21 protein-coding genes are annotated in these 20,446 nt (G+C 61.4%); 12 read left to right on the top strand and 9 right to left on the bottom strand.

The genetic code is table 11. The features are described from left to right. Window positions 1–21: 21 nt before the first annotated feature. From HMPREF3048_RS00560 to HMPREF3048_RS00545, 4 genes are all read left to right on the top strand, one after another. Window positions 22–234: a CopG family transcriptional regulator gene (locus HMPREF3048_RS00560; RefSeq protein ID WP_070421923.1), complete on the top strand. Its 213-nt coding sequence runs from the start codon at window positions 22–24 to the stop codon at window positions 232–234. Then, on the top strand, window positions 234–494 hold the full coding sequence (locus HMPREF3048_RS00555; protein WP_371326156.1) for a TetR family transcriptional regulator: 261 nt from the start codon (window positions 234–236) through the stop codon (window positions 492–494). Before HMPREF3048_RS00560 ends, HMPREF3048_RS00555 begins: the two co-directional genes overlap by 1 nt. Window positions 495–573: 79 nt before the next feature. Next, a complete protein-coding gene (locus HMPREF3048_RS00550) occupies window positions 574–2,421 on the top strand; it encodes a Rib/alpha-like domain-containing protein (protein WP_070770932.1) in 1,848 nt (615 codons plus the stop codon). Between the two features lie 27 nt (window positions 2,422–2,448). Next, the gene (locus HMPREF3048_RS00545; RefSeq protein WP_070770931.1) at window positions 2,449–2,886 is read left to right on the top strand and encodes a hypothetical protein; all 438 of its coding nucleotides are present in this window, start codon (window positions 2,449–2,451) and stop codon (window positions 2,884–2,886) included. Between the two features lie 131 nt (window positions 2,887–3,017). Here the strand turns inward: HMPREF3048_RS00545 and HMPREF3048_RS00540 are convergent, their stop codons facing one another. Then, window positions 3,018–3,917 (bottom strand): chymotrypsin family serine protease, encoded by a 900-nt coding sequence (locus tag HMPREF3048_RS00540; protein WP_141758807.1) that lies wholly within the window; start codon window positions 3,915–3,917, stop codon window positions 3,018–3,020. Window positions 3,918–4,031: 114 nt separating this feature from the next. Between HMPREF3048_RS00540 and HMPREF3048_RS00535 the strand changes: the two genes are divergently transcribed. After that, window positions 4,032–4,466, top strand: a complete 435-nt coding sequence (locus HMPREF3048_RS00535; protein WP_070421918.1) for a DUF6918 family protein — start codon at window positions 4,032–4,034, stop codon at window positions 4,464–4,466. A gap of 89 nt (window positions 4,467–4,555) precedes the next feature. Here HMPREF3048_RS00535 and gyrB read toward each other — a convergent pair whose 3' ends face one another. The 6 genes from gyrB to dnaA all read right to left on the bottom strand — a co-directional run bounded on the left by gyrB (window position 4,556) and on the right by dnaA (window position 13,094). Further along, on the bottom strand, window positions 4,556–6,673 hold the full coding sequence (gyrB, locus tag HMPREF3048_RS00530; RefSeq protein ID WP_168167329.1) for a DNA topoisomerase (ATP-hydrolyzing) subunit B: 2,118 nt from the start codon (window positions 6,671–6,673) through the stop codon (window positions 4,556–4,558). Between the two features lie 122 nt (window positions 6,674–6,795). Beyond that, entirely contained in the window at window positions 6,796–7,638 is an 843-nt protein-coding gene (locus tag HMPREF3048_RS00525; protein WP_141740798.1) for an Abi family protein, read from the bottom strand. Window positions 7,639–7,857: 219 nt separating this feature from the next. Further along, window positions 7,858–8,454, bottom strand: coding sequence for a DciA family protein (locus tag HMPREF3048_RS00520; protein WP_070613778.1), 597 nt, complete (start codon window positions 8,452–8,454; stop codon window positions 7,858–7,860). Further along, window positions 8,438–9,619, bottom strand: coding sequence for a DNA replication/repair protein RecF (gene recF, locus HMPREF3048_RS00515; protein ID WP_070770930.1), 1,182 nt, complete (start codon window positions 9,617–9,619; stop codon window positions 8,438–8,440). Before recF ends, HMPREF3048_RS00520 begins: the two co-directional genes overlap by 17 nt. Before the next feature lie 15 nt (window positions 9,620–9,634). Beyond that, window positions 9,635–10,834: a DNA polymerase III subunit beta gene (gene dnaN / locus HMPREF3048_RS00510; RefSeq protein WP_070421914.1), complete on the bottom strand. Its 1,200-nt coding sequence runs from the start codon at window positions 10,832–10,834 to the stop codon at window positions 9,635–9,637. Between the two features lie 673 nt (window positions 10,835–11,507). Then, window positions 11,508–13,094: a chromosomal replication initiator protein DnaA gene (dnaA, locus tag HMPREF3048_RS00505; protein ID WP_070613775.1), complete on the bottom strand. Its 1,587-nt coding sequence runs from the start codon at window positions 13,092–13,094 to the stop codon at window positions 11,508–11,510. Window positions 13,095–13,855: 761 nt separating this feature from the next. On the opposite strand from dnaA, the gene rpmH reads away from it, so the two are divergent. The 7 genes from rpmH (at window position 13,856) to HMPREF3048_RS00470 (ending at window position 18,388) form a co-directional block, all read left to right on the top strand. Beyond that, entirely contained in the window at window positions 13,856–13,993 is a 138-nt protein-coding gene (gene rpmH / locus HMPREF3048_RS00500) for a 50S ribosomal protein L34 (protein ID WP_070421912.1), read from the top strand. Between the two features lie 15 nt (window positions 13,994–14,008). Then, the gene (gene rnpA / locus HMPREF3048_RS00495; protein ID WP_070770929.1) at window positions 14,009–14,362 is read left to right on the top strand and encodes a ribonuclease P protein component; all 354 of its coding nucleotides are present in this window, start codon (window positions 14,009–14,011) and stop codon (window positions 14,360–14,362) included. Continuing rightward, on the top strand, window positions 14,362–14,649 hold the full coding sequence (yidD, locus tag HMPREF3048_RS00490; RefSeq protein WP_070421910.1) for a membrane protein insertion efficiency factor YidD: 288 nt from the start codon (window positions 14,362–14,364) through the stop codon (window positions 14,647–14,649). The genes rnpA and yidD overlap by 1 nt, the downstream gene beginning before the upstream one ends. Before the next feature lie 9 nt (window positions 14,650–14,658). Continuing rightward, complete coding sequence (gene yidC / locus HMPREF3048_RS00485; RefSeq protein ID WP_070421909.1) at window positions 14,659–15,639, top strand: membrane protein insertase YidC; 981 nt, start codon at window positions 14,659–14,661, stop codon at window positions 15,637–15,639. 100 nt (window positions 15,640–15,739) lie between these two features. Continuing rightward, window positions 15,740–16,372, top strand: a complete 633-nt coding sequence (rsmG, locus tag HMPREF3048_RS00480; protein WP_101732845.1) for a 16S rRNA (guanine(527)-N(7))-methyltransferase RsmG — start codon at window positions 15,740–15,742, stop codon at window positions 16,370–16,372. Window positions 16,373–16,399: 27 nt separating this feature from the next. After that, a complete protein-coding gene (locus tag HMPREF3048_RS00475; RefSeq protein ID WP_092102887.1) occupies window positions 16,400–17,320 on the top strand; it encodes a ParA family protein in 921 nt (306 codons plus the stop codon). 3 nt (window positions 17,321–17,323) lie between these two features. After that, window positions 17,324–18,388 (top strand): ParB/RepB/Spo0J family partition protein, encoded by a 1,065-nt coding sequence (locus HMPREF3048_RS00470; protein ID WP_070770928.1) that lies wholly within the window; start codon window positions 17,324–17,326, stop codon window positions 18,386–18,388. Between the two features lie 503 nt (window positions 18,389–18,891). Here the strand turns inward: HMPREF3048_RS00470 and HMPREF3048_RS00465 are convergent. Beyond that, window positions 18,892–20,067 carry an N-acetylmuramoyl-L-alanine amidase gene (locus HMPREF3048_RS00465; RefSeq protein WP_070568245.1) on the bottom strand — a complete coding sequence of 392 codons (1,176 nt, stop codon included), beginning with the start codon at window positions 20,065–20,067 and terminating at the stop codon, window positions 18,892–18,894. A 48-nt stretch (window positions 20,068–20,115) separates the two neighbouring features. Further along, on the bottom strand, window positions 20,116–20,445 hold the full coding sequence (gene trxA, locus HMPREF3048_RS00460) for a thioredoxin (RefSeq protein ID WP_070421904.1): 330 nt from the start codon (window positions 20,443–20,445) through the stop codon (window positions 20,116–20,118). Between the last annotated feature and the right edge of the window lies 1 nt (window position 20,446).

Below are 20,446 nucleotides of genomic sequence, written 5' to 3'. Positions count from 1 at the left end.
GCGCCGTGGTATCAAAGTGGTATGGCTATGACGCTCCGGTTGACCGCAGACGAAGACAAAGCGCTCGTTTTACTCGCATCCGCATGGGGGTGCTCCAAGCAGGAAGCCGCGCGTCGTGCGGTGGTCTCCTCCGCAACGCGTTTGCTTGACGACGCCACCGTCACCGACCTCGCACGCTCCCTCATCCCCGGCTACACCGCCATGGAATCGCGCATCCGGCAGGCCCGCTCGTGATGGGCTTGAGTGCAGAGCAGTTGCTGGCCATCGCCGACGAGTACTGCGACGTTCACGGCTGCCACGTGAAGTCCTTCGGGTTTCTGGCGGCGTGCGCTGCCGTGCCGGGCTCCCGGTTCCACGGCATCCCTGTCTTCGACTCGGTGGACGCCGCCGCCGAGGCCTTGTCCTCTTCTATTACTGTGCTCGCACCGCTGTCGTCTGGCAACGAGGGATTCGCCGTGGTCGCCGCAGAGGTGTATCGGCGCTGGGCGGGATAAACGGGATAAATCCGAAAACTCGCATTACAGGTGTCTAGGGGTATAGTCGAAAAGTTCTTATAACTTATTGGAGGCAGCCATGAAGTTCAGTCGCACCGCAATTGCGGTCGCCACCACCGCCGCGTTGTTGGGCGGCGGTGTTGCCCTGCCCCACTCCCCCGCAACCGCCGCCACCTCTCAAGCCTTCCTGTCCGGACTCACGTGGCCGGTCAAGCAGGTTACGCCCGGCGGTACCGTGGAGATCGCCCCGCAGGGCTCCATCCCCAGCAACGTGCGCTTCGAGGGTTCCGACGACTACCTGGGCTACCGGTTCAGCACCAACCCACGCACCGGCGTGGTCACCATGCACGTCGCCGAAGACGTGATCCCCAACCAGCGCACCCAGTTCATGATCACCGGCAGCGACGGCGTGCGCGCACGCAGTTTCCCCATCATGATCCACGTCGTCGACACCATCGGCGAGATGGCAAAGAAGTATCCCCTGTCGTACTACCCAGCGTTCACCGTCGAAGACAGCTCCGATTCGGTGCTCTCCGTAGCGCAACTGCAGGGTGACTTCCCCGAAGGCACCCGATTCGAAGTCACCGCTCCCGACCATTTCAAGGTCACCGCAGCCGCCAACGGCGATCTGTCTGTCACGCAGCTCGATCCGGTCAAGCCAGGCTCCAAGAGCGCAGCCAGCGTGAAGGTGGTGTACCCCGACGGCTCGTTCCGCAACGTGCGTGCAGATATCTACGCCTACTCCAAGAAGTCCAGCGAGTCGCTTGGCAGCGGTGCGTCTATCGAGGACTTCTTCAACAACATCTACGACAACGCCTTCACCCCGAAGTGGCACGACAAGACAATGAGCGGCAGCGAGCAAGCCTCCACCGCGTTGGCGGACGCCCTGCCCGAAGGCACCACCTTCAAGGCACGACCCGATCTCAACCCGAGCATCTTCCGCTTTATTGATGTCGATGTTGACGAGGCCAGCGGGGTTGTCGTCGTCAAGCCAAAGCGCCCACTGACAGCACCCTGGACCTTCCAAATCCCAGTCGAGGTCACCACCCCGGACAACCTCGTCGGCATCGGATGGGCGACCTTCACCGTCACCGAAGACGGCAAGTGGAACTCCGAAGCCTTCACCGCGAAATACCCCGCCGCGAGCGCCACCACCACGGAAATCGCCACAGCCAAACCGGTCGGCGACTTCCCCAAAGGCACCACGTTTGAGATCAACCAAACGCCCCCGGCCGGCTGGCAGGTGAAGATCGACCGCCACACCGGCGAAATCAACCTGACCCCGCCGCAGCGCACCAGGGCCGGCACCACCGTGACCATGCCGGTAACCGCTCGCTTCCCCGACGGGTCGCGCACGTACCTTGAGACCAACTTCACCTTCACCAAACCCGAGGTGGAACAGGCATCCGTGACCACCGTGCGCTACCCCACCGCAAGACTCCTTCCCGGGGAAAGCGTGACCGTGAAGCCAAACAACTGGCCGGACGGCGCCGTAGTGAGCATCACTAACTTGGTCATCCGTGACCTCACGTTTACGGCCGACACCTCCACGGGTGCCATCACCATCACAGCAGGTAAAAACGCGGACGTTGCGCAAATTGCGGCGAATGTGGTGGTGACCTTCAAGGACGGCTCGCAAAACACGGCCCGCCTGCCAATCGCCATCCGCAGCAACACCACGACCGCAACGCAGCCTTCTGATGCGCCTGGTCCTGGTTCGCCCGCACCTGCGCCTGCGCCTGCGCCGAAGCCGGGGACGCCGTCCACCGCCAATCCGGCACCCGCGCCTGCGCCTGCACCGACTCCTGGCGGTACGGACAAGGAGGGGTCCAGCACCGGCGGCATCATCGCCATCGTGCTCGGCGTCCTGGCCCTGCTCGGCGCCGCAGGGTTCGCAGTGACACAGATGGGTTCATTGCCCTTCTAACGATCCCGAGCGCTTAACATGTCTGCCATGAAGAAAATCGCCACCGCCGCCACTGCGATTGCCGTGGCCGCTGCCGCCGCCACCACGGTCGCACCAGCTCACGCCGAACCCGCCGTCACACAGCTCTCCACTACGAGCTCCGGTGGTTCCTCCAAGCCGAACTACCGTCCGGACTACGACAAGGACCTCGACGTGCCAGAAAAGCGCCCGCTTGAGGGCTCCTACACCGGCTCGGCTCCGATCTCGTTGACCATCGCGTTGGTGACCACGCTGGTTGCCATCCAGGCCATCGTCGATTTCGTGCCGCCAGTGCGCCAAGCTGTCGACGACGTAGCCAAGCAGTTCAACCTCACCCACGTCGTGGGCTCCTCCGAGAGCAACCGAATCTTCCCGGCACAGTTCATTACGTCCCAGGTCACGCAGGCGATTGACCAATTCCAGAAAAATCCTCCGTCGTTTAAGTAACGCCCCGCAACCGCGTATGTTACGGTTGTGAACTGTTGTGGTTGCAGTGACTTATGGGGCTGCGGAGGAAGAACTGCAACCAAAAAGACCGCGTCCAGTCCTGGACGCGGTCTTGTCGTTTACCTCCGGTTCTAGCCCCAGTAATAGAAGTTGTACTGACTCAGGTACTCAAGCACAGGGCCGATTGCGGCAGCACCGATTTGGGTAGCATTCACCTTCGGTCCGAAGGACAGGACACCTGCGGCGTAGCGGCCATTCGGCCCCTCAACCCACACTGGGCCGCCGGAATCGCCGTGGTCCGAAATGTTCCGGAACCGGAACACCAGCGGACTTGGAGTATCGATGTAGTAGCCACACGACAAGCCGCTGCGCCAACCTAGACGGCAAAGCTTCGGCTCAGTCCTATCGATTGCCGGCAAACCAGCAACACCCTGCACACGGCCAACACCTGGAACGGTCGGGTCAATCTGCACATTGGGGTTATCAAGGAAAATGACTGCGAAATCAGCATCGACCCCAATCCGATTCGGCATGCCGGTCGAAGAGATAAACCGACCCGCATACATGAGCTGGTTATTGGGAAGCATCACAAACGCACGGTCCCCTGTCACACCGCAGTGACCGGCGGTCAGGTTGAACACACGGTTAGTGTTCTGCTGGCGCAGCATCCACCCAAAACTGCATTCGCCTTTAGGACGACCCGCCTGGTCAAACACCGTATATTTGGCGCCCGGCGCCACCTTGCCCAGATTGACAAGCCGTTCGAAGCCCTGGGACTGGCGGTACACCTCGGTGTTGCGCATACCAGCGGTTACACGCGGTGCAGGCTTCTGCGGCTGCTGCGAAGGCCGAGGCTGCGGCGCAGGGTTGGGCCTCTCCCTGTCCGGTTGCGTAATCTTCTGCTGCCCTGGGTTTTCTGAACTTAACTCCCCCGATGACAATCCGCCGATGAGTCCGAGAACCGTCAGAATCGCGATGACCATACCTGCGATCTCAGGAAGCCGAGAAGCGATGTCTTTAAAATCAGGCATAACGTTTCCTGTCAATTAGTGCCGAAGATACTGAAGACTATATCCCTGCTCCCTGACAGCTGCTTGTTTTCCCGCAAACAAAAATCCTGTCGTACGGCAAGTACACTGCCCACTATGAGTGATCTATCCAAGCTTCTCGACGCCTCCACCCGGTCCAAGCTCGTCGAGGACCTGACCCAACTGACGGAAACCACCGTGGCCAACCAGTCCGGCCTGACCGGCATGGCCCTCAAGTCCGCCATCGCCGCAGGTAAGAAAGCTGATGCAGACGCCGTGAGCAAGGGACTGAACAAGTTCCTGCCGGACCTCGTCGAGTCGCTGAACCCGCACTGGAACGCCTTCAAGGCAAGCGGCCAGCAGGACTTCGGTGGGTTCCTCGCCGCGAACGAGGACTCCGTGATTGATTCCGTTCTCAAGGCTGGTGATACCGCCATCGAATCCATGCCCAGCGCACTGAAGAAGGTCTACTCCACGCTGCGCGGCAAGGCGAAGAAGATTGTGAGTCCGGCGTTGCCGGACCTGGGGCGTGTCGTCGAAAAGTACGCGTAGCGCAAAGCACCCGCAGCACCTCACAACCACCAACGCCCCGGCACTTCCACCAAGGGAAGTGCCGGGGCGTTGCTGTACGCGCCTACAGCCTAGACGTCGAGGAAGCGGACGTCCTTCGCGCGGCGGGTGATGAAGCTGCGGCGTGCCGCGACGTCGTCGCCCATCAGGATGGAGAACAACTCGTCGGCGCGCTGCGCGTCCTCGAGCTCCACGCGGCGCAGGATGCGGGTCTCCGGGTCCAGGGTGGTCTCCCACAGCTCCTTGGCGTTCATCTCGCCCAGACCCTTGTAACGCTGGATGCCGTCATCGGTGTTGATCTTGCGGCCGGCCTCCAGGCCCTCCGCCAGCAGCTCGTCGCGCTCGCGGTCGGAGAAGGCGTAGCCCGGCTCGCCCTTGCCCCACTTGAGCTTGTACAACGGCGGGTTAGCCAGGTACACGTGGCCGTTCTCCACCAGTTCCGGCATGAAGCGGAATAGCAAGGTCAGCAGCAGGGTGGCGATGTGCTGGCCGTCCACGTCAGCATCGGCCATGAGCACGATCTTGTGGTAGCGCAGTTTCGCAATGTCGAACTCTTCGTGGATACCCGTGCCCAGGGCGGTGATGATGGCCTGGACCTCGGCGTTCTTGAGCACGCGGTCCATGCGGGCCTTCTCCACGTTCAGGATCTTGCCTCGCAGCGGCAGGATCGCCTGGTACTTGGAGTCGCGGCCGCCCTTTGCGGAACCGCCTGCGGAGTCACCCTCCACGATGAACAGTTCGGACTTTGCAGGGTCCTTCGAACGGCAGTCCGCCAGCTTGCCTGGCAGGCCACCCAGGTCCGTCGCAGACTTACGACGAACCAGGTCACGCGCCTTACGCGCCGCCTGACGAGCCTGCGAGGACGCCACCGCCTTGTTCACGATGACCTTCGCCTCAGCCGGGTTCGCGTCGAACCAATCGGACAGGTTCTCGTTGATAGCGCGCTGGACAAAGCCCTTGACTTCAGTGTTGCCCAGCTTCGTCTTCGTCTGGCCCTCGAACTGCGGGTCAGCCACGCGTACGGAGACGACAGCGGCGAGGCCCTCACGGCAGTCGTCGCCAGTAAGATTCGGCTCCTTGTCCTTGAGCAGCTTGTGCTCGCGGGCGTAGCGGTTCATCAACGTGGTCAGCGCAGCACGGAAACCTTCCTCGTGCGTACCGCCCTCATGCGTGTTGATGGTGTTGGCAAAGGTGTGGACAGACTCCTTAAAGGAGCTGTTCCACTGCATCGCCACCTCAGCCTCGAGGCCGTCACCCTTCTGGTCGAAACCGACGATGGTCGGGTGGATGGCGGTCTTCGACTTGTTCAGGTAGTTGACGTAGTCAATCAGGCCGTCTGGGTAGTGGTAGACAACCTTCTTCTCGCGCTTCTTCTTGACGTCCGGCGCAACCTCATCGCCAGCCTCAACCGGGTTGCCGTCGCCGTCCTTATCCACCTCGGACGCGTCGACGGTTTCGGTGTTGTCGTCGAACGAGTCGCCGCCGATCAGCGCAGCGGTGTCGCCCTCTTCGGCGATCGCCTCGAGCTCAAGTTCCTCGTCAGTGACGCGCTGGTCCGTCAGCGTAATCGTCAGACCCTTGTTCAGGAACGCCATCTCCTGCAGACGGCGCGCAATGGTGTCGTAATTGAACTCGACCGTCTCAAAAATCTCCGGGTCCGGCCAAAAACGAATCGCCGTACCAGTACCGCGGGCATTACCGCCCTCCTCCAGCTTGTCCGGCACAGCCATCTTGAAGTTCTGCAGCCAGTGCTTGCCGTCGCGCTTAATGTCCGCCTCAACACGAGTCGACAGCGCGTTCACCACGGAAATACCAACACCGTGCAAACCACCAGACACCGCGTAGGAATCCGAGTCGAACTTACCGCCGGCGTGCAGCTGCGTCATGACAACCTGCACCGTCGGTGCACCAGACGGGTGCATCTCCACCGGAATACCGCGACCATTATCGACGACCTGAACGCCGCCGTCTTCCAACAACGTCACATCGACCTGGTCGGCGTAGCCCGCCATCGCCTCGTCGACAGAGTTGTCCACGACCTCCCACACCAAGTGGTGCAGACCGCGCACACCGGTGGAACCGATGTACATACCTGGGCGCTTACGCACCGCCTCAAGGCCCTCGAGAATAGTAATCGACGACGCGTCGTAATGGGGTTGCTGTTCAGCCACTGCGGGACGCTCCTCCATGCGTGAAATATGGGCCCTAAGCCCGTTGAACTCGTTTCATCTTACACGCCGAGGGGGACATAACGGGCACTCGTCCAACCCGCGAGCGGGCGTTTCACGCCCCAATTTCACGTTTTCGGGTTTTAAAGGACAGTCAATCCGTCAAGGAAATCTTGTTGCTGGGCGATCACAGAACGAAAGCGGTTGTTTTGTCGGATAACCTCCGCAACGTCCTCGTCGATATAGCTCGCGATACTAACGAGGTTATCCGCATCACTATTAAAGTTGTGCCGTCCGAGAAGATGTTCATGATGAGCGATCCGGTTCCGTAACTTGGCAAACTGGTTTAATTCGTTCCTCAGCTGGGAACGCTTGCCTTGATAGTTCGGAAAAGCCTCAACCAAACACGGCTCCCATAGCGTCTGTTCGTAGTTGAGATAGCCGCGCCCTGGACCCGAGTCTCCGTTATTCAACAAGCTAAGCCACATTCCTAGAGAAACTTTTCCTACAAAATAGTCCCCCGAAATAGCAGAACTGGGACGCTTCCGTTTAATCTCACTCAGTTTCTGTTCAAATGCACGGTAGTCTTTTCGCGTCAGAAGGATGTACTTGCTCTTGAGCTGATTCCCTTCTTCGGAAGACGATATGGAGTCTTCTCCATTCATCACTAACGTATGCCAACCGTCTTCGTGGTCTATATCGAAGTAGTCGCACAGTTCGTCGTTCATAGCGTTGCGAACGAGAACCTCCACCAGCGCCACTGCGGGCCAAAAAGACCCCGCGATTTGTGAGTCCCAGAAATACAGTCGACTTGCAGCCCGGTTAATTCTTTCAGAAAGTTCGAGGTGTTGTTCCGCCCTTGGTAAGCGATCAACTGGCGCTTCCTGTCCATTCTTTCCTGGCGTTAAAACATAATCCCGAAACGTTGACATTCTCGGCGAAGAAGCGATGAGATTCATATTCAGATCGCTGAAATTCATTTCCACCCCCAGAAATTTCAAATGCCCCGAGCGTCCTGAAAACTCAGAACCTTCGCCGTTACTGGCTCAATCTGCGGGGCTTACATGGAAAACAATAAGCGACACTTTTCCCCAACGCAAGCTCTAACTGCGTGAGGGTATTGACATTCAAATCAGTAACCCCGGTGATGTGCTGATGCAGGGATCGCTCCGGGGCTTTCGGGGGAAACAATACCACCGTAATCCCTACCCATACGTATCCCGCGGGCCGCGGCCTTTGACGTGCAGCGGCCCGTAGCGCCAACTTTTCGTCTTCGGTCCGTAGATGTGCAGTTTGGTCACCACGTCCGGCCCGACTTTCTCGGCGATGGCGCGCAGCACTTCGCGCTGCATGTACTTCATCTGGGTCGCCCACGCGGTGGAATCACAACTCACGTGCACTTCGTCGCCCTTGATCATCTCCACGTGCGTGTGCTGTGCGATCTTCTCCCCGACCAGGTCCTCCCAGTGCCCCATCACCCAGCCATGCGCCATCTTTTCGGTCCAGTCGCGTTTGCGCACTTCTTTGCCCAGCAGGTTGGCAAAAGAGGAGACTTTGTAACTCCTCGGCAGCGCGCGTCCGTCCAGGCCGGTGGGAATCCCCCGAACATCTGCTTGTCGACGACCCCCTTCCGGCAAGTCCAACCCCGGCACCGTGATGGTGCGGTGGTCGTCGATAAGCGTTGGCTTGTTGCGCCTTGGAATCACACTTGTGCCCTGCCGGGAGAGGTCCGGCAGGCGGCCGCCGCGTTTGCGGGCGGTGGCGCGCAGGTTGTCGAAGGTGGTTTTAATGAGATCGCTCAATCGAACTCACCCCATCCTCCATGGTCACGGCGTAGCGGGCGGTGACGGCGTCGTCGAGGTTGCCGGGCAGATCGTCGCCAACCGCAGCGGTAATCAGGACCTGCTCGGCCTCTTCGGCCACGTGAACGAGGCGCTCGCGGCGTTTGGCGTCGAGTTCGGCGAAGACGTCGTCGAGAATCAGCACCGGATCCTTGCCGTCGCTGGACAACAATTGGTATTCGGCCAGGTGCAGTGACAACGCATACGACCAGGTCTCCCCGTGCGAGGCGTAACCTTTCGCAGGGTTGTCGCCGAGCATGAGCGCCAGGTCGTCGCGGTGCGGGCCGACCAGCGTGATGCCCCGGTCGATCTCCTCCTTGCGGCGCCGCCCCAACTCCGTGAGCATCGCCGCCTCAAACACGGCAGGGTCCCGCGAGGGCCCGCCGGCGAGCTCCGTGACAGCTTTGTCCAGCGTAGAGCGGTATTCCACCGACGCCGGCCGCGATTCCGGCGCCACCGAGTGGTACGCCTCCGCGATCAGGGGCCCAAGCGTATCGACGAGCCCATGCCGCCCCGCCACCACCTGCGCCCCAAAATGTGCAAGCTGGCCGTCCCACACGTCGAGGGTGCTCAAGGCGCTGGCGCCGTCGTCGTCACCATAGCCCCTGCGAAGCGCCATGTTTGAGTGCTTGAGCAGTGCGTTTCGTTGGCGCAGCACCCGCTCATAATCCGCGCGGGCCCCGCCAAGACGCGGCGTGCGCAGCGCCGCCAGGTCGTCCAGGAAGCGACGCCGCTCCGCCGGCTCACCATTGATCAGCCGCAGGTCCTCCGGCGAAAACATCACCGTGCTCAACACGCCCAGGATCTCCCGGGCGGACTTCAACTTCGTGCGGTTGATCTGCGCCTGGTTCGCCCCATGTGGCTTGATCAGCAGGTGTGTTGTGAGTTCCCGGCTGTCGTTGACCGTGGTGACCGAGACGCGCGCGTTCGGTTTGTTGCTGGCTACGAGGGGTGCGTCCGTCGATACGCGATGGCTCGACAACGTGGACGTGTAATGCACAGCCTCCACAATGTTGGTCTTGCCATGGCCGTTGCGGCCGGCGATCACCGTCACCCCCGGCTCGAGCTTGAGATTCAACTCGGGCCACGAGCGGAAATCACGCAGATCAAGCTCGCGGACGTGCATACAGGCCGCCCGCGACTAACCCGGCAGGCGAACCGGCATCAGCAGGTACGTGAAGTACGTATCCGGGGTGGGGAACGTGCCGTTCTCGTCCGCCTCCGGCAGCTCCTCCGGCTCCGGGATCATGATCGCCGGACGCGACGGCTCCGTGAAGCCGAACACCACGCGGTTCGTGCCAATCACCGACAGGCCCTCGCGCAGGTAGCCGGCGTTGAAGGCGATGAGCAGTTCGTCGGCACCGGTGAAAGCAGCGTCGATGGTCTCCTCAGCCGCACCGGAATCCGCACCGGAGGAAAACAGCGTGACCTGGCCTTCCTTGAAGTGCAGGCGCAGCTGCGCGTTGCGGTCCGCGACCAAGCTGACACGACGGATCGACTCCATCAGCGGCGCAACCTCAACCGACGCGATCGACGTGTGCTCCTTCGGCAACAACGGCTCCACATTCGGGAACTCCGCATCCAACATGCGAGTTGTGGTTTCGCGGTTGCCGGTGTGCAGGCCAAACAGGCCCTCGCCGCCAATGTTGTCTTCGGAACCGACAGCGATCTCCACCGGCTCGTCGATACTCGTGTCCAGCGTACGAGCGTTATCCAACAGCGTCTTCGCCGGAACCAGCAGATCAGCCTTCACGTTCGCGCTCGCCGGCTCCCACGTCAGGTGACGCTGCGCCAGGCGGAAACGGTCCGTTGCAGTGAGCGTGACATTTTCGCCGTCGATCTCCACGTGGATACCAGTGAGCATCGGCAACGTGTCATCACGGCCCGCAGCCGCGGCGACCTGAGTGACAGCACCCGTGAGCGACGCCGGCGAAATACGACCCGTGACCTGCGGCAAGTGAGGCAACTGCGGATAATCATCCAAGGACATAATCGGCAGCTCGAAGCGCGCCGCGGCACCCTGCAGCACCAGCTTCTGACCATCCGTGGTCACCTCAACCGGCTTGTTCGGCATGTTCGCCACAATGTCCGCCAGGAGCTTGCCCGCCACAGCGACGCGACCAGGGTTAGACACCTCTGCGCCGATACGCACACGGGTGGACACCTCGTAGTCAAAGCCCGCGAATTCCAAACCATTGTCATCCGCAGTGATGACCACCGCGCGAAGCACCGGCTGCGTGTTCTTCGTCGGCAAACTGCGCGCAACCCACGCCGCGGCGTCAGAAAGGTCGTCCCGTTCGACGCGGAACGACACGTTGTTGTCACCGTTGATGTCAACCATGGCGGCGCAGACTCCTTGCACGTGGGTAGGGGCCGGATGTAATTACGCAACCACTCTAGGCGGGCACCCCGACACACGCCATTTCCGGGTGCCAGTTTTGTCATTCGCTCTTTGCCTCTCGACGAAGCCCCGGCGAGTTCTGCACACCCTCTCTTTCTCTTAGAAGAATTACAAGTAAATAGATGGGAACAACAGTAAGTCCTGGGGAATCTGTGGATTACACGTTATCTTGGCCGGTCATCTCGGCGATCCGTCTTGTGATTCAGGGTGTGGATAACTTGTGGATAACTGCCCTTGCTTGTGGATAGATTTCTGCGCTTTTTGGAATTACACAATCTGTCCCGAGCTATCCACGGTTTGTCCACATTTCGCTCCCCAGCCGGTCAGAAGCCTTTTGTGACCAAGATCGCCTAATTACAACGGTGTAATTACACAGGTGTGGATAGGTCTGTGGATAGATCTAGGTTGGGTGGGGTTTGGCGTGGTTTTGGTGTGTTGTTGAGGCTCCCTGGCTGACACATTCCGCCAGAATCTGTCAGCCGTCGGCATCGCTGCTGGTCAGAAATGAACCCTGACAAATTTTGTGAAGTTTGTCAGGAAACGCCGTGCGGGAGGCGCGACAACCACAAAAAAGGGAGCCCACCGGAGTGGACTCCCCTATTAACTCAACCGCCTACCGCGCGCGGGCCCGGTTCTTCACCAGTTGCGTGAGCTCCTGGATCTCGTCGTAGGTGCCACGGTTTTCTGTCATTTCCTTGCGGATCTTGCGGTCGGCATACATGACGGTGGTGTGGTCTTTGCCGCCGAACTCGTCACCGATCTTGGGCAGTGACAGGTCGGTGAGTTCGCGGCAGAGGTACATGGCGATCTGGCGGGCGTGCGCCACCTGACGGGTTTTACCTGCGCCGACGAGCTGCTCCATGGTGACTTCGAAGTATTCCGCGGCGGCTTCTTTGATGGTGGCGGCGTTGATGTTCACGTCGCCTTCGTCGGGAAGAATGTCGCGCAGTGCTACCTGCGCAACTTCCATGGTGATTGGCTCGTTGATCAGCGAAGAGTAGGCGGAGACGCGGATTAACGCGCCTTCGAGTTCGCGGATCGACGACTCGAATTGCGATGCGATGAGTTCCAAAACGGCGTGGTCGACTTGGGTGCCGTCGGCGGCGGCTTTCTTCATCAGAATCGCGATGCGGGTTTCCAAATCTGGCGGCTGCACGTCGGTGATCAGGCCGCCTTCGAAGCGGGTCCGCAGGCGATCTTCCAGCGTGGTCAGTTGCTTCGGCGGGCGGTCGGACGACAGGATGATCTGCTTGTTTGCCTGGTGGAGGGCGTTGAAGGTGTGGAAGAACTCTTCCTGGGTGCCTTCTTTGCCTTCGAGGAATTGGATGTCGTCGACCATCAAAATGTCGAGGTTGCGGTAGCGCCGCTTGAAGGATTCTTGGCGGTCGTCGCGCACGGAGTTGATGTAGTCGTTGGTGAATTCCTCGGACGAGACATATTTAATACGCAGGCCTGGCTGTAGGACGCGCGCGTAGTTGCCGGCGGCGTGCAGCAGGTGGGTTTTGCCGAGGCCGGAGCCGCCCCAGATGAAGAGGGGGTTGTAGGCCTTGGCGGGGTTTTCGGCGACGGCGACGGCGGCGCCGTTGGCGAAGCGGTTTGAGGAGCCGATGACGAAGTTTTCAAAGGTGTATTTCGGGTTGAGGCTGGCTTCGCGGTCGGGGTCGTGAGCTGGCTTTTCGCGCGGGATGCGGCGGTCCACTGTTGGATGAGCAGCTGCTTCTCGACGACGCCCCTCAACCTGAGCGGCATGCATCCGCGCCAGCTCATCGAGGCCCATTGGGATTTGTTCGCCGGCGGCGGGTTGTTCTGCTTCGTACTCCCCCGCCACGGTTTGGGATTGGCCCCAGGAGTGCTGCTGGACCGGCGGCGTGGGCGGCTGCACCGGTTCGGGTTCGGGTTGTGGTTCAGGCTCGGGCTCGGGTGCGGCGACGGAAACGGCCAGGTTGTAGGGCAGTCCGGTGTGGGAGGTCAGCAGCGCGGTGATGTGCGGGGAAAGGGAGTCTTCGACCACGTTTTTGGCGGCTTGGTGTGGTGCGGAGAGGAGGGCGTAGCCGTCGACAAGCACGACTGGCTTCATGAGCCGCAGGTAGGCGCGCTGCTGCGGGGTGAGTGTGGGGACCGAGGAGGAGGGTTGCTCGGAGAGTCTGAGGAGTTCGTCGACGATGCCACGCCAAAGATCCTCGAGGTGTTGATCCGCCAAGGTCCGCTCCAGTCTGTCAATTTCCTGTAATTCCAAATTCACCGCTTGATCCACAAGCGCTGAGGATGATCGGCTTGGCTCTCACCTGCCGATCCACAATGTTATCCACAGGTGTGGACAGCTTCGCATTCGGGAGTTGTCCACAGGTGCATTTTCCTCTGTGGATAACTGTGTGAATTACAGAAACCTGACCTGCCCTGCGGAAATGACCGTCGAACCGGGAAAGTCTCAACCATTACTTCACAGTTATCCACAGGGCTGTGCATGAACAGCCTGTGTGATTGTGGTGTTGAAACATTGTTACCCCGCCCGACCTCGCAGTGTCTAACGTTTTGTCATTCACCAAACTGTGGACAACTCCTGTCGTCGAACATGTGTCCCCATACTCACAGCTGCTCCGCAGGAAACTTCGGCGATTCGTTGCCCGACCTGCGAAAAAACACAAGCTTGTAATTACGGGGGCACCCGTTCGGGCCAGATGAGAAACCCGGAGTGTTGATTTGGCCGCGGCCGCAAATCTCGCGTAGTCTTAACCCCGTCTTCACGCCAGTTACCCCTGGCGTGCTTCACGAGAGCACCGCCCCCGCCGGGCACCGGGCCGCTTACCAAGGCGAGCCGGCGAAGGCGCTGCACGCGACTGCGCACCGATCCACTGGTGCCGAACCGCAATCTCGACGCACTCGTTTCAACTTTGGAACGGCTACTACCCCGGGAGGCTTTCACGAGCCGTCGGCCGTTCATGACCGCACAAGGAGTCCACCGTGTCTAAGCGGACTTTCCAGCCGAATAACCGTCGCCGCGCACGCAAGCACGGCTTCCGCGCTCGTATGCAGACCCGCGCCGGCCGCGCAATCGTTTCCGCGCGCCGCAAGAAGGGCCGCGCGAACCTTTCCGCGTAGTCTTACGCAACTATCGTGCTACCCCGCCCGCACAAACTCACTTCATCTGCCGACTTCAAAACGGCGATGAAGCAGGGAGTGCGCGCGGGGTCTCGCACGTTAATGGTCCATGTGTACCCACGCCCGGACGAGGTCATCACAGGTGGCCCACGTTTCGGGCTTGTGGTGTCTAAGCAGGTCGGCAACGCCGTGACCCGCCATGCGGTGTCGCGGAGGTTGAGGCATGTGGTGGTGCAACGTGGGGTCGTCGATAAGCTGCCGCGCAATTACGACGTCGTCATTCGCGCCCTGCCGAAGTCTGCCACCGCAACCAGCGATGACCTCGCGCGCGACATGGAGCGCGCCATTACCAAAGCGATGAACCGCTAATGGCGTACTACAACTTCGCCGGCGGCGAAATCCCCGCCGCCCGCGGACCGGCCGCCAAAGCGCTGGTCGGGCTGATTCGCGGCTACCAAAAATACCTCTCACCCCTTAAAATGGGCGGGACCTGTCGTTTTCTGCCGGTATGCAGCGCGTATGGGCTCGAAGCTGTGTCTCGGCACGGCGCTCTACGTGGTGGGATGCTGGCGGCGGCCCGGATCTGCAAATGCGGACCCTGGCACCCGGGGGGCTACGACCCTGTCCCGGGCAGCATCGAATTGAGTGAGGAGTAACACCGAAACGTGCTGAATTTCATTTATTGGCCGATTTCCTGGGTGCTGAAGTTCTGGCACGAGGTTCTCGGCTTCATCCTTCCGAAGGATTCAGGTATTTCCTGGATCCTCGCCATCGTGCTGCTGACATGCACGGTGCGTCTGCTGCTGCTGAAGCCGATGGTGAACCAGATGCGGTCCACCCGCAAGATGCAGGAGATGCAGCCGCGGATGCAGGAAATCCGCGAGAAGTACAAGGGCGACCAGCAGAAGATCGCGGAGGAGACGCAGAAGCTCTACCGCGAGATGGGTACCAACCCGCTGGCATCCTGCATCGTGCCGCTGGTGCAGATGCCGATTTTTATTGGCCTGCTCCACGTGCTGCGTTCCTTCAACCGCACCGGTGACGGCGGCGGCGTTGGTCTTGGTTTCACGGTTGAGCAGAACCGCAACACCGCCAACTACGCCTTCCCGCCGTCGGACGTGCAGTCCTTCCTGGACGCGGACTTCCTCGGTGTGCCGCTGTCGGCGTACATGTCGATGCCGGAGGAGATGTTCGCAGCCTTCGGTAACGCTGACCTGACGCGTGCGAACATCATCGCCGTCTGTGCCCCGCTGGTCGTGCTGTGTGCTGCGTTTACGCACTTCAACGCCCGCATCATGATCAACCGCCAGGCCGCCCGCAAGGCTGCCGGCAAGACCGCGAAGCCGCAGGGCGAGATGGCCGCGATGATGGAATCCCAGATGGGCATGATGAACAAGATGATGCTCTGGTTCTTCCCCATCATGATTCTGGCCACCGGTGTCATCTGGCACATCGGCCTGCTGTTCTACATGCTGACCAACAACGTGTGGACCTTCTTCCAGACCCGTTTCCTGAACAACAAGATGGACGCCGAGGAGGCTGCCGAGGAGGCCCGCAAGGTGGAGATGAAGCGCACCACCGCGCCTGCCCCGGGTGCCCGCAAGGTGGATCGCCGCACGAAGAAGCAGCGCAAGCAAGGCAAGTAAGCATTTGCTTATCGACGACGCCCCGGCTTCACCCGGGGCATTTTTCATGCCCATATATATGGTGTGGGGCCGTGTCGTGGAGCCGACTACAGTGTTGTGCATGTCGGATACGTCCCCTGCAGCCGCAGCCCAAGTTTTCGGAGATCGCCTCGCATTAGCCGAGGCCTACCACCAGTCGCTGGCCACCACAGCCGCCGAGCGTGGCTTTATTGGCCCCAAGGAAGTCGCGCGCCTGTGGGAGCGCCACATCCTGAACTGCGCGGTGATCTCGGAGGCCTTCCAAGAGGGGCTGAAGGTGGCGGACATCGGCTCCGGCGCCGGGCTGCCCGGCATCCCGCTGGCGATCGCTCGGCCGGACCTGAAGATCACGCTCATCGAGCCGCTGCTGAAGCGCTCCACCTACCTGCGCGAGATCACCGAGGAGCTCGGCCTGGACAACGTCACCGTCATCCGTGGCCGCGCCGAGGAGCAGCCGAAGGCATCCTTCGACGCCGTGACCTCCCGCGCCGTGGCACCCTTGGGCAAACTTGCCGGCTGGTCGCTTCCGCTGCTGCAGGGCGGTGGGGCCATGATCGCCATGAAGGGCGAATCCGTCGCCGAGGAGCTGGAGCGCGACGCCAAGCTCATCGCCAAGGCTGGCGGTAAGGATCCCGAGATTCTCACCGTGGGTGCGACTACGCTTGAACAGCCAACCACCCTAATCCGCATCACCCGCAAGAAGAAGGGGGAATAAGTGGATCACTACGATGACACGCCTTTGATGGAGGAGGCGATGCGGGCGGCGAGGGTGTCGTCGAGAAGCGAAACGCTCCCGCGACCCGACCAACCCCGCGTGATCACCGTTGCCAACCAAAAAGGCGGCGTCGGCAAAACCACAACCAGCGTCAACCTCGCGGCGTCACTGAGCCGCCAGGGCATGAAAGTGCTGGTGATCGACCTGGATCCGCAGGGCAACGCCTCCACCGCGCTCGGCGCCGAGCACACCTCCGGCACCACCTCCAGCTACGAAGTGCTCATCGGTGAGGCCGACGCCGCCGACGCCGTGCAGGCCCACGCAGACAACGAGAACCTGTTCTGCATCCCCGCCACCATCGACCTCGCCGGCGCGGAAATCGAGCTGGTGTCCATGGTGCGCCGCGAATACAGACTCCACGACGCCATCCGCCGCGGTTTCATGCAAGAACACGGCTTCGACTACGTCTTCATCGACTGTCCACCCTCGCTCGGGCTGCTGACCATCAACGCGATGACCGCCGTCGACGAAGTACTCATCCCCATCCAATGCGAGTACTACGCACTCGAAGGCGTGGGGCAGCTGCTGGGCAACATCGGCATGATCCGCGAACACCTCAACCACAACCTGCACATCTCCGCGATCCTGCTGACCATGTACGACGCCCGCACCCGCCTCGCGGCCGACGTCGCCGACGAGGTCCGCGGCCAATTCGGCCAAGTCGTGCTGAACAACGTCATCCCCCGCTCCGTGAAGGTCTCCGAAGCGCCGGGCTACGGCCAGACCGTCATCGACTACGACCCCGGCTCCCGCGGAGCACTCGCCTACTTCGACGCAGCCAAAGAACTCGCGCTGCGCGGCGACTACCAACCCCACCCCACCACCGGCCCAATTGGCGTGAGCCCGGAAGTCTCCGCCCAACTCGACAGCTCTTCCGAGGAGGACTAAACCATGGCAGAACGCAAAGGCGGCCTCGGCCGCGGACTGGCAGCACTGATCCCGTCGGCACCCGCAGACATTGACAAGAACGGCAAAACCCCCGGCATCGGTGGCAACGCCTCCGACGTGATCTTCGGCAAGCAGGACAAGGGCTCTGGTGCTGGTTCTGGTGCAGGGTCTGGCAAGGCGCCGAAGGGTGCGCCGCGGGCTGTGAAGGGCGCGCCGACCGTTACTGCGAAGCAGGACAACGTCATGCAGCCGGTGCCGGTGGGCGCCCGATACCAGGAAATCCCGATCGGCCAGATCATCCCGAACCCGAAGCAGCCACGCCAGGTCTTCGACGAGGATGAGCTCGCCGAACTGGTCCACTCCATCCGCGAGTTCGGCCTCCTCCAACCCATCGTCGTCCGCGACACCCCCGAAGGCTTTGAACTCATCATGGGCGAGCGCCGTTGGCGCGCCTCCTCCAAGGCAGGCCTCAAGCACATCCCGGCGATCGTGCGCGAAACCTCCGACGAGGACATGCTCCGCGACGCACTGCTGGAAAACATCCACCGCGTGCAGTTGAATCCACTCGAAGAAGCTGCCGCCTACCAGCAACTTCTCGACGAGTTCGGCGTCACCCAAGAACAACTCGCCGACCGGCTCGGCCGCTCCCGCCCCGTGATCACCAACGCGATCCGCCTGCTCAAGCTGCCGGTTCCGGTGCAGCGCCGCGTCGCCGCCGGTGTGCTGTCCGCCGGCCACGCCCGTGCGCTTTTGGGCATCAAACTTGGCGACGACACCACCGACGCCCAGGCCCAACTCGCCGACCGCATCGTCGCCGAGGGCCTGTCCGTGCGCGCCACCGAAGAGGCCGTATCCATGATCAACGCAGGCGGCAAGGTGCCCGACAAGCCGAAGCGCCAACCTCTCCCCCAGCCGGAGTACCTCAGCCAGGCCGCCGACTCGCTTGCCGACATCTGGGACACCAAAGTCTCCGTCACCATGGGCAAGCGCAAGGGCAAGATCGTCGTCGAGTTCGGCGACAAGGACGACTTCGAGCGCATCATGGGGCTCATCCAAGGCACCGACTAGGGGTTTTAGGCGGCTGGTTTGGGCGGTTGGTTTGGGTCGCCTGTGCGCCCGCGGTGTCCGCATGCCCGCTGTCGGCCTGCCACGCTGCCTAGCGGTGTCCGCTCCTGACACATTTTGCCGAATTTGTCAGTGCTCCCTTCTGATCTGCGACGATGCCGGCGGCTGACAGATTCTGCCGGACTTTGTCAGGGTCGTGTCTGACCTGCACGATTACCTGCGGCTGACAGATTCTGCCGCAATGTGTCAGTGACTGGGTGCCGGCCGACGGGCGACGGGCGACTGCTGCCGCGATAGAGGTCGCGATCGAGGCCGTTGCCGCTCCCCTCACCAAAAAAGTTCCACGGAAATCGGCAGATCGCGTTAGGCCCGGGAATTATCTTTGGTTCGCGACGGTGCGACCTGGTCGAAGTGAACTATTTGGGCCCGGAAAGCCGAAATAGTTCCCAGGACGGGAACTATTTGGGTAAAAGAGGCCTGGGAGGGCGCGAGAGCCGGGCGGGCGGCTAGGCCTGCTCTTCGCGCAGGAGCTCCTTGAAGGAGTAGGTGCCTGTCGGGCGGGTGTCGTGGTCCAGCAGGTAGAGGCGCTTCACGGCGACGACGACGGCTTCGGCGATGGCGTCGCGCTGGGCGGGGTCGGTAAGTACGGCCAGGTCGCCCGGGTTGGTGAGGTAGCCGGCCACGAGCTCCACCGACGGCATGCGGGTCATCCGCAGCATCTCCCAGGTGCGGGCGTGGTTTCGGCAATTCTGCAGGTCAGTGCGGGCAGCGATCTCGCGCTGGATGTAACCGGACAGGGTTTCGCCGGTCATCGAGGAGCTGCCGTGCTCGGAGCCGAAGTAGAAGGTGGCAACGCCGTTGGCCTTCTCGTTTGGGTAGGAATCCAGACGCAGTGAGATCAGCAGGTCGGCGTTGAAGCCGTTGGCCAGGTCGGCGCGGTGCTTGTTGGACGGGTTGTCGCCGCGCGGGCGGGACAGGATGGTTTCCATGCCGGTGGCGACCATGCGGCCCTCGATACGCTGGGCGAGGTCCCAGAGGATCTCCTCCTCGGTGATGGGGCCGTACGGACCCTCCACAACCAGGCCCTTGTCGGAACCACCGAGGTCAGGGTCGATGACTACGCGCTTACCGGCCAGGTTCGGGCCGGCCTGGCGGACGGTTTCGCGCTCACGGATCGCCTGGGCGGAACCACCGGTGATACGACGGCCAAGCAGCGACAACGCATGCAACGTGTCGGGGCCGCAGACACCGTCGTCCTCCAAACCGGAGTTCAACTGGTAGTTCATCAACGCCTCGTAGGTGGCGGGGCCGAAGCGGCCGTCGATGCGGTTGGAGTAAAAGCCGAGCTCGTGAAGCTGTGTCTGCAACTGACCCACATCGTCGCCGACCATTTCCTGGCCCGGCTGGTAGCTCAGCACGCGCGCGCCCAACGTGTAGGAGGCTTCGCGCAGCTCGCGGAGCGTCAGGTCGTCGATGGAGCCAGACGGCAAAATGCCGCGAGATTGTTGGAAGGCTTTGAGGGCTTCGGCGAGGGTGTCGTCGAAAAGCATCTCGCTTTCGGTGAAGCGACGCGTGCTATCGATTTCGCCTTCGTATCCGTCGAGGAGACCGAGGCGGGCCAGCGACAACCGAACCTCGGCAACCCGCGAGCTGGAGTCGCCAACGTGCAGCAAGTCTTGCACTAAGCACCTAACTTTCCCGGTCGAAAAAACAAAACCAACTACAACAGCTTACGCGTCGAGCTGCGCCTGGATCTTAGCGACGATCTCCGACTTCGGACGCAGACCCACAAACTCGTCGACGCGCTTGCCGTCCTTGAACAGCAGCACGGTCGGAATGGACATGACCTGGAACATTGCGCCCAGGGTGCGCTCGTTGTCCACGTTGACCTTGGCTACCTTAACCTGGCCTGCCATCTCCGACGCGATCTCATCGAGCAACGGGGAGAGTTTGCGGCACGGGCCGCACCACTCTGCCCAGAAGTCCACGAGAACCGGGGTGTCGGACTCGATGACCTCGCTCTTGAAGGTGGCCTGGGTGACATCTACTGGTGCGCTCATG

It is taken from the genome of Corynebacterium sp. HMSC075D04 (assembly GCF_001815635.1).
Lineage (GTDB): Bacteria > Actinomycetota > Actinomycetes > Mycobacteriales > Mycobacteriaceae > Corynebacterium > Corynebacterium coyleae.
Note: the sequence above shows the minus strand (reverse complement) of the source record. Positions and strands in the feature narration are given on the sequence as shown.

Excerpts from the sequence above, each read along its gene's own strand:
- HMPREF3048_RS00560 (WP_070421923.1), top strand. The coding sequence starts at position 22 with ATGGCTATGACGCTCCGGTTGACCGCAGACGAAGACAAAGCGCTCGTT.
- HMPREF3048_RS00555 (WP_371326156.1), top strand. The coding sequence starts at position 234 with ATGGGCTTGAGTGCAGAGCAGTTGCTGGCCATCGCCGACGAGTACTGC.
- HMPREF3048_RS00550 (WP_070770932.1), top strand. The coding sequence starts at position 574 with ATGAAGTTCAGTCGCACCGCAATTGCGGTCGCCACCACCGCCGCGTTG.
- HMPREF3048_RS00545 (WP_070770931.1), top strand. The coding sequence starts at position 2,449 with ATGAAGAAAATCGCCACCGCCGCCACTGCGATTGCCGTGGCCGCTGCC.
- HMPREF3048_RS00540 (WP_141758807.1), bottom strand. The coding sequence starts at position 3,917 with ATGCCTGATTTTAAAGACATCGCTTCTCGGCTTCCTGAGATCGCAGGT.
- HMPREF3048_RS00535 (WP_070421918.1), top strand. The coding sequence starts at position 4,032 with ATGAGTGATCTATCCAAGCTTCTCGACGCCTCCACCCGGTCCAAGCTC.
- gyrB (WP_168167329.1), bottom strand. The coding sequence starts at position 6,673 with ATGGAGGAGCGTCCCGCAGTGGCTGAACAGCAACCCCATTACGACGCG.
- recF (WP_070770930.1), bottom strand. The coding sequence starts at position 9,619 with ATGCACGTCCGCGAGCTTGATCTGCGTGATTTCCGCTCGTGGCCCGAG.
- dnaN (WP_070421914.1), bottom strand. The coding sequence starts at position 10,834 with ATGGTTGACATCAACGGTGACAACAACGTGTCGTTCCGCGTCGAACGG.
- yidD (WP_070421910.1), top strand. The coding sequence starts at position 14,362 with ATGGCGTACTACAACTTCGCCGGCGGCGAAATCCCCGCCGCCCGCGGA.
- rsmG (WP_101732845.1), top strand. The coding sequence starts at position 15,740 with ATGTCGGATACGTCCCCTGCAGCCGCAGCCCAAGTTTTCGGAGATCGC.
- HMPREF3048_RS00475 (WP_092102887.1), top strand. The coding sequence starts at position 16,400 with ATGGAGGAGGCGATGCGGGCGGCGAGGGTGTCGTCGAGAAGCGAAACG.
- HMPREF3048_RS00470 (WP_070770928.1), top strand. The coding sequence starts at position 17,324 with ATGGCAGAACGCAAAGGCGGCCTCGGCCGCGGACTGGCAGCACTGATC.
- trxA (WP_070421904.1), bottom strand. The coding sequence starts at position 20,445 with ATGAGCGCACCAGTAGATGTCACCCAGGCCACCTTCAAGAGCGAGGTC.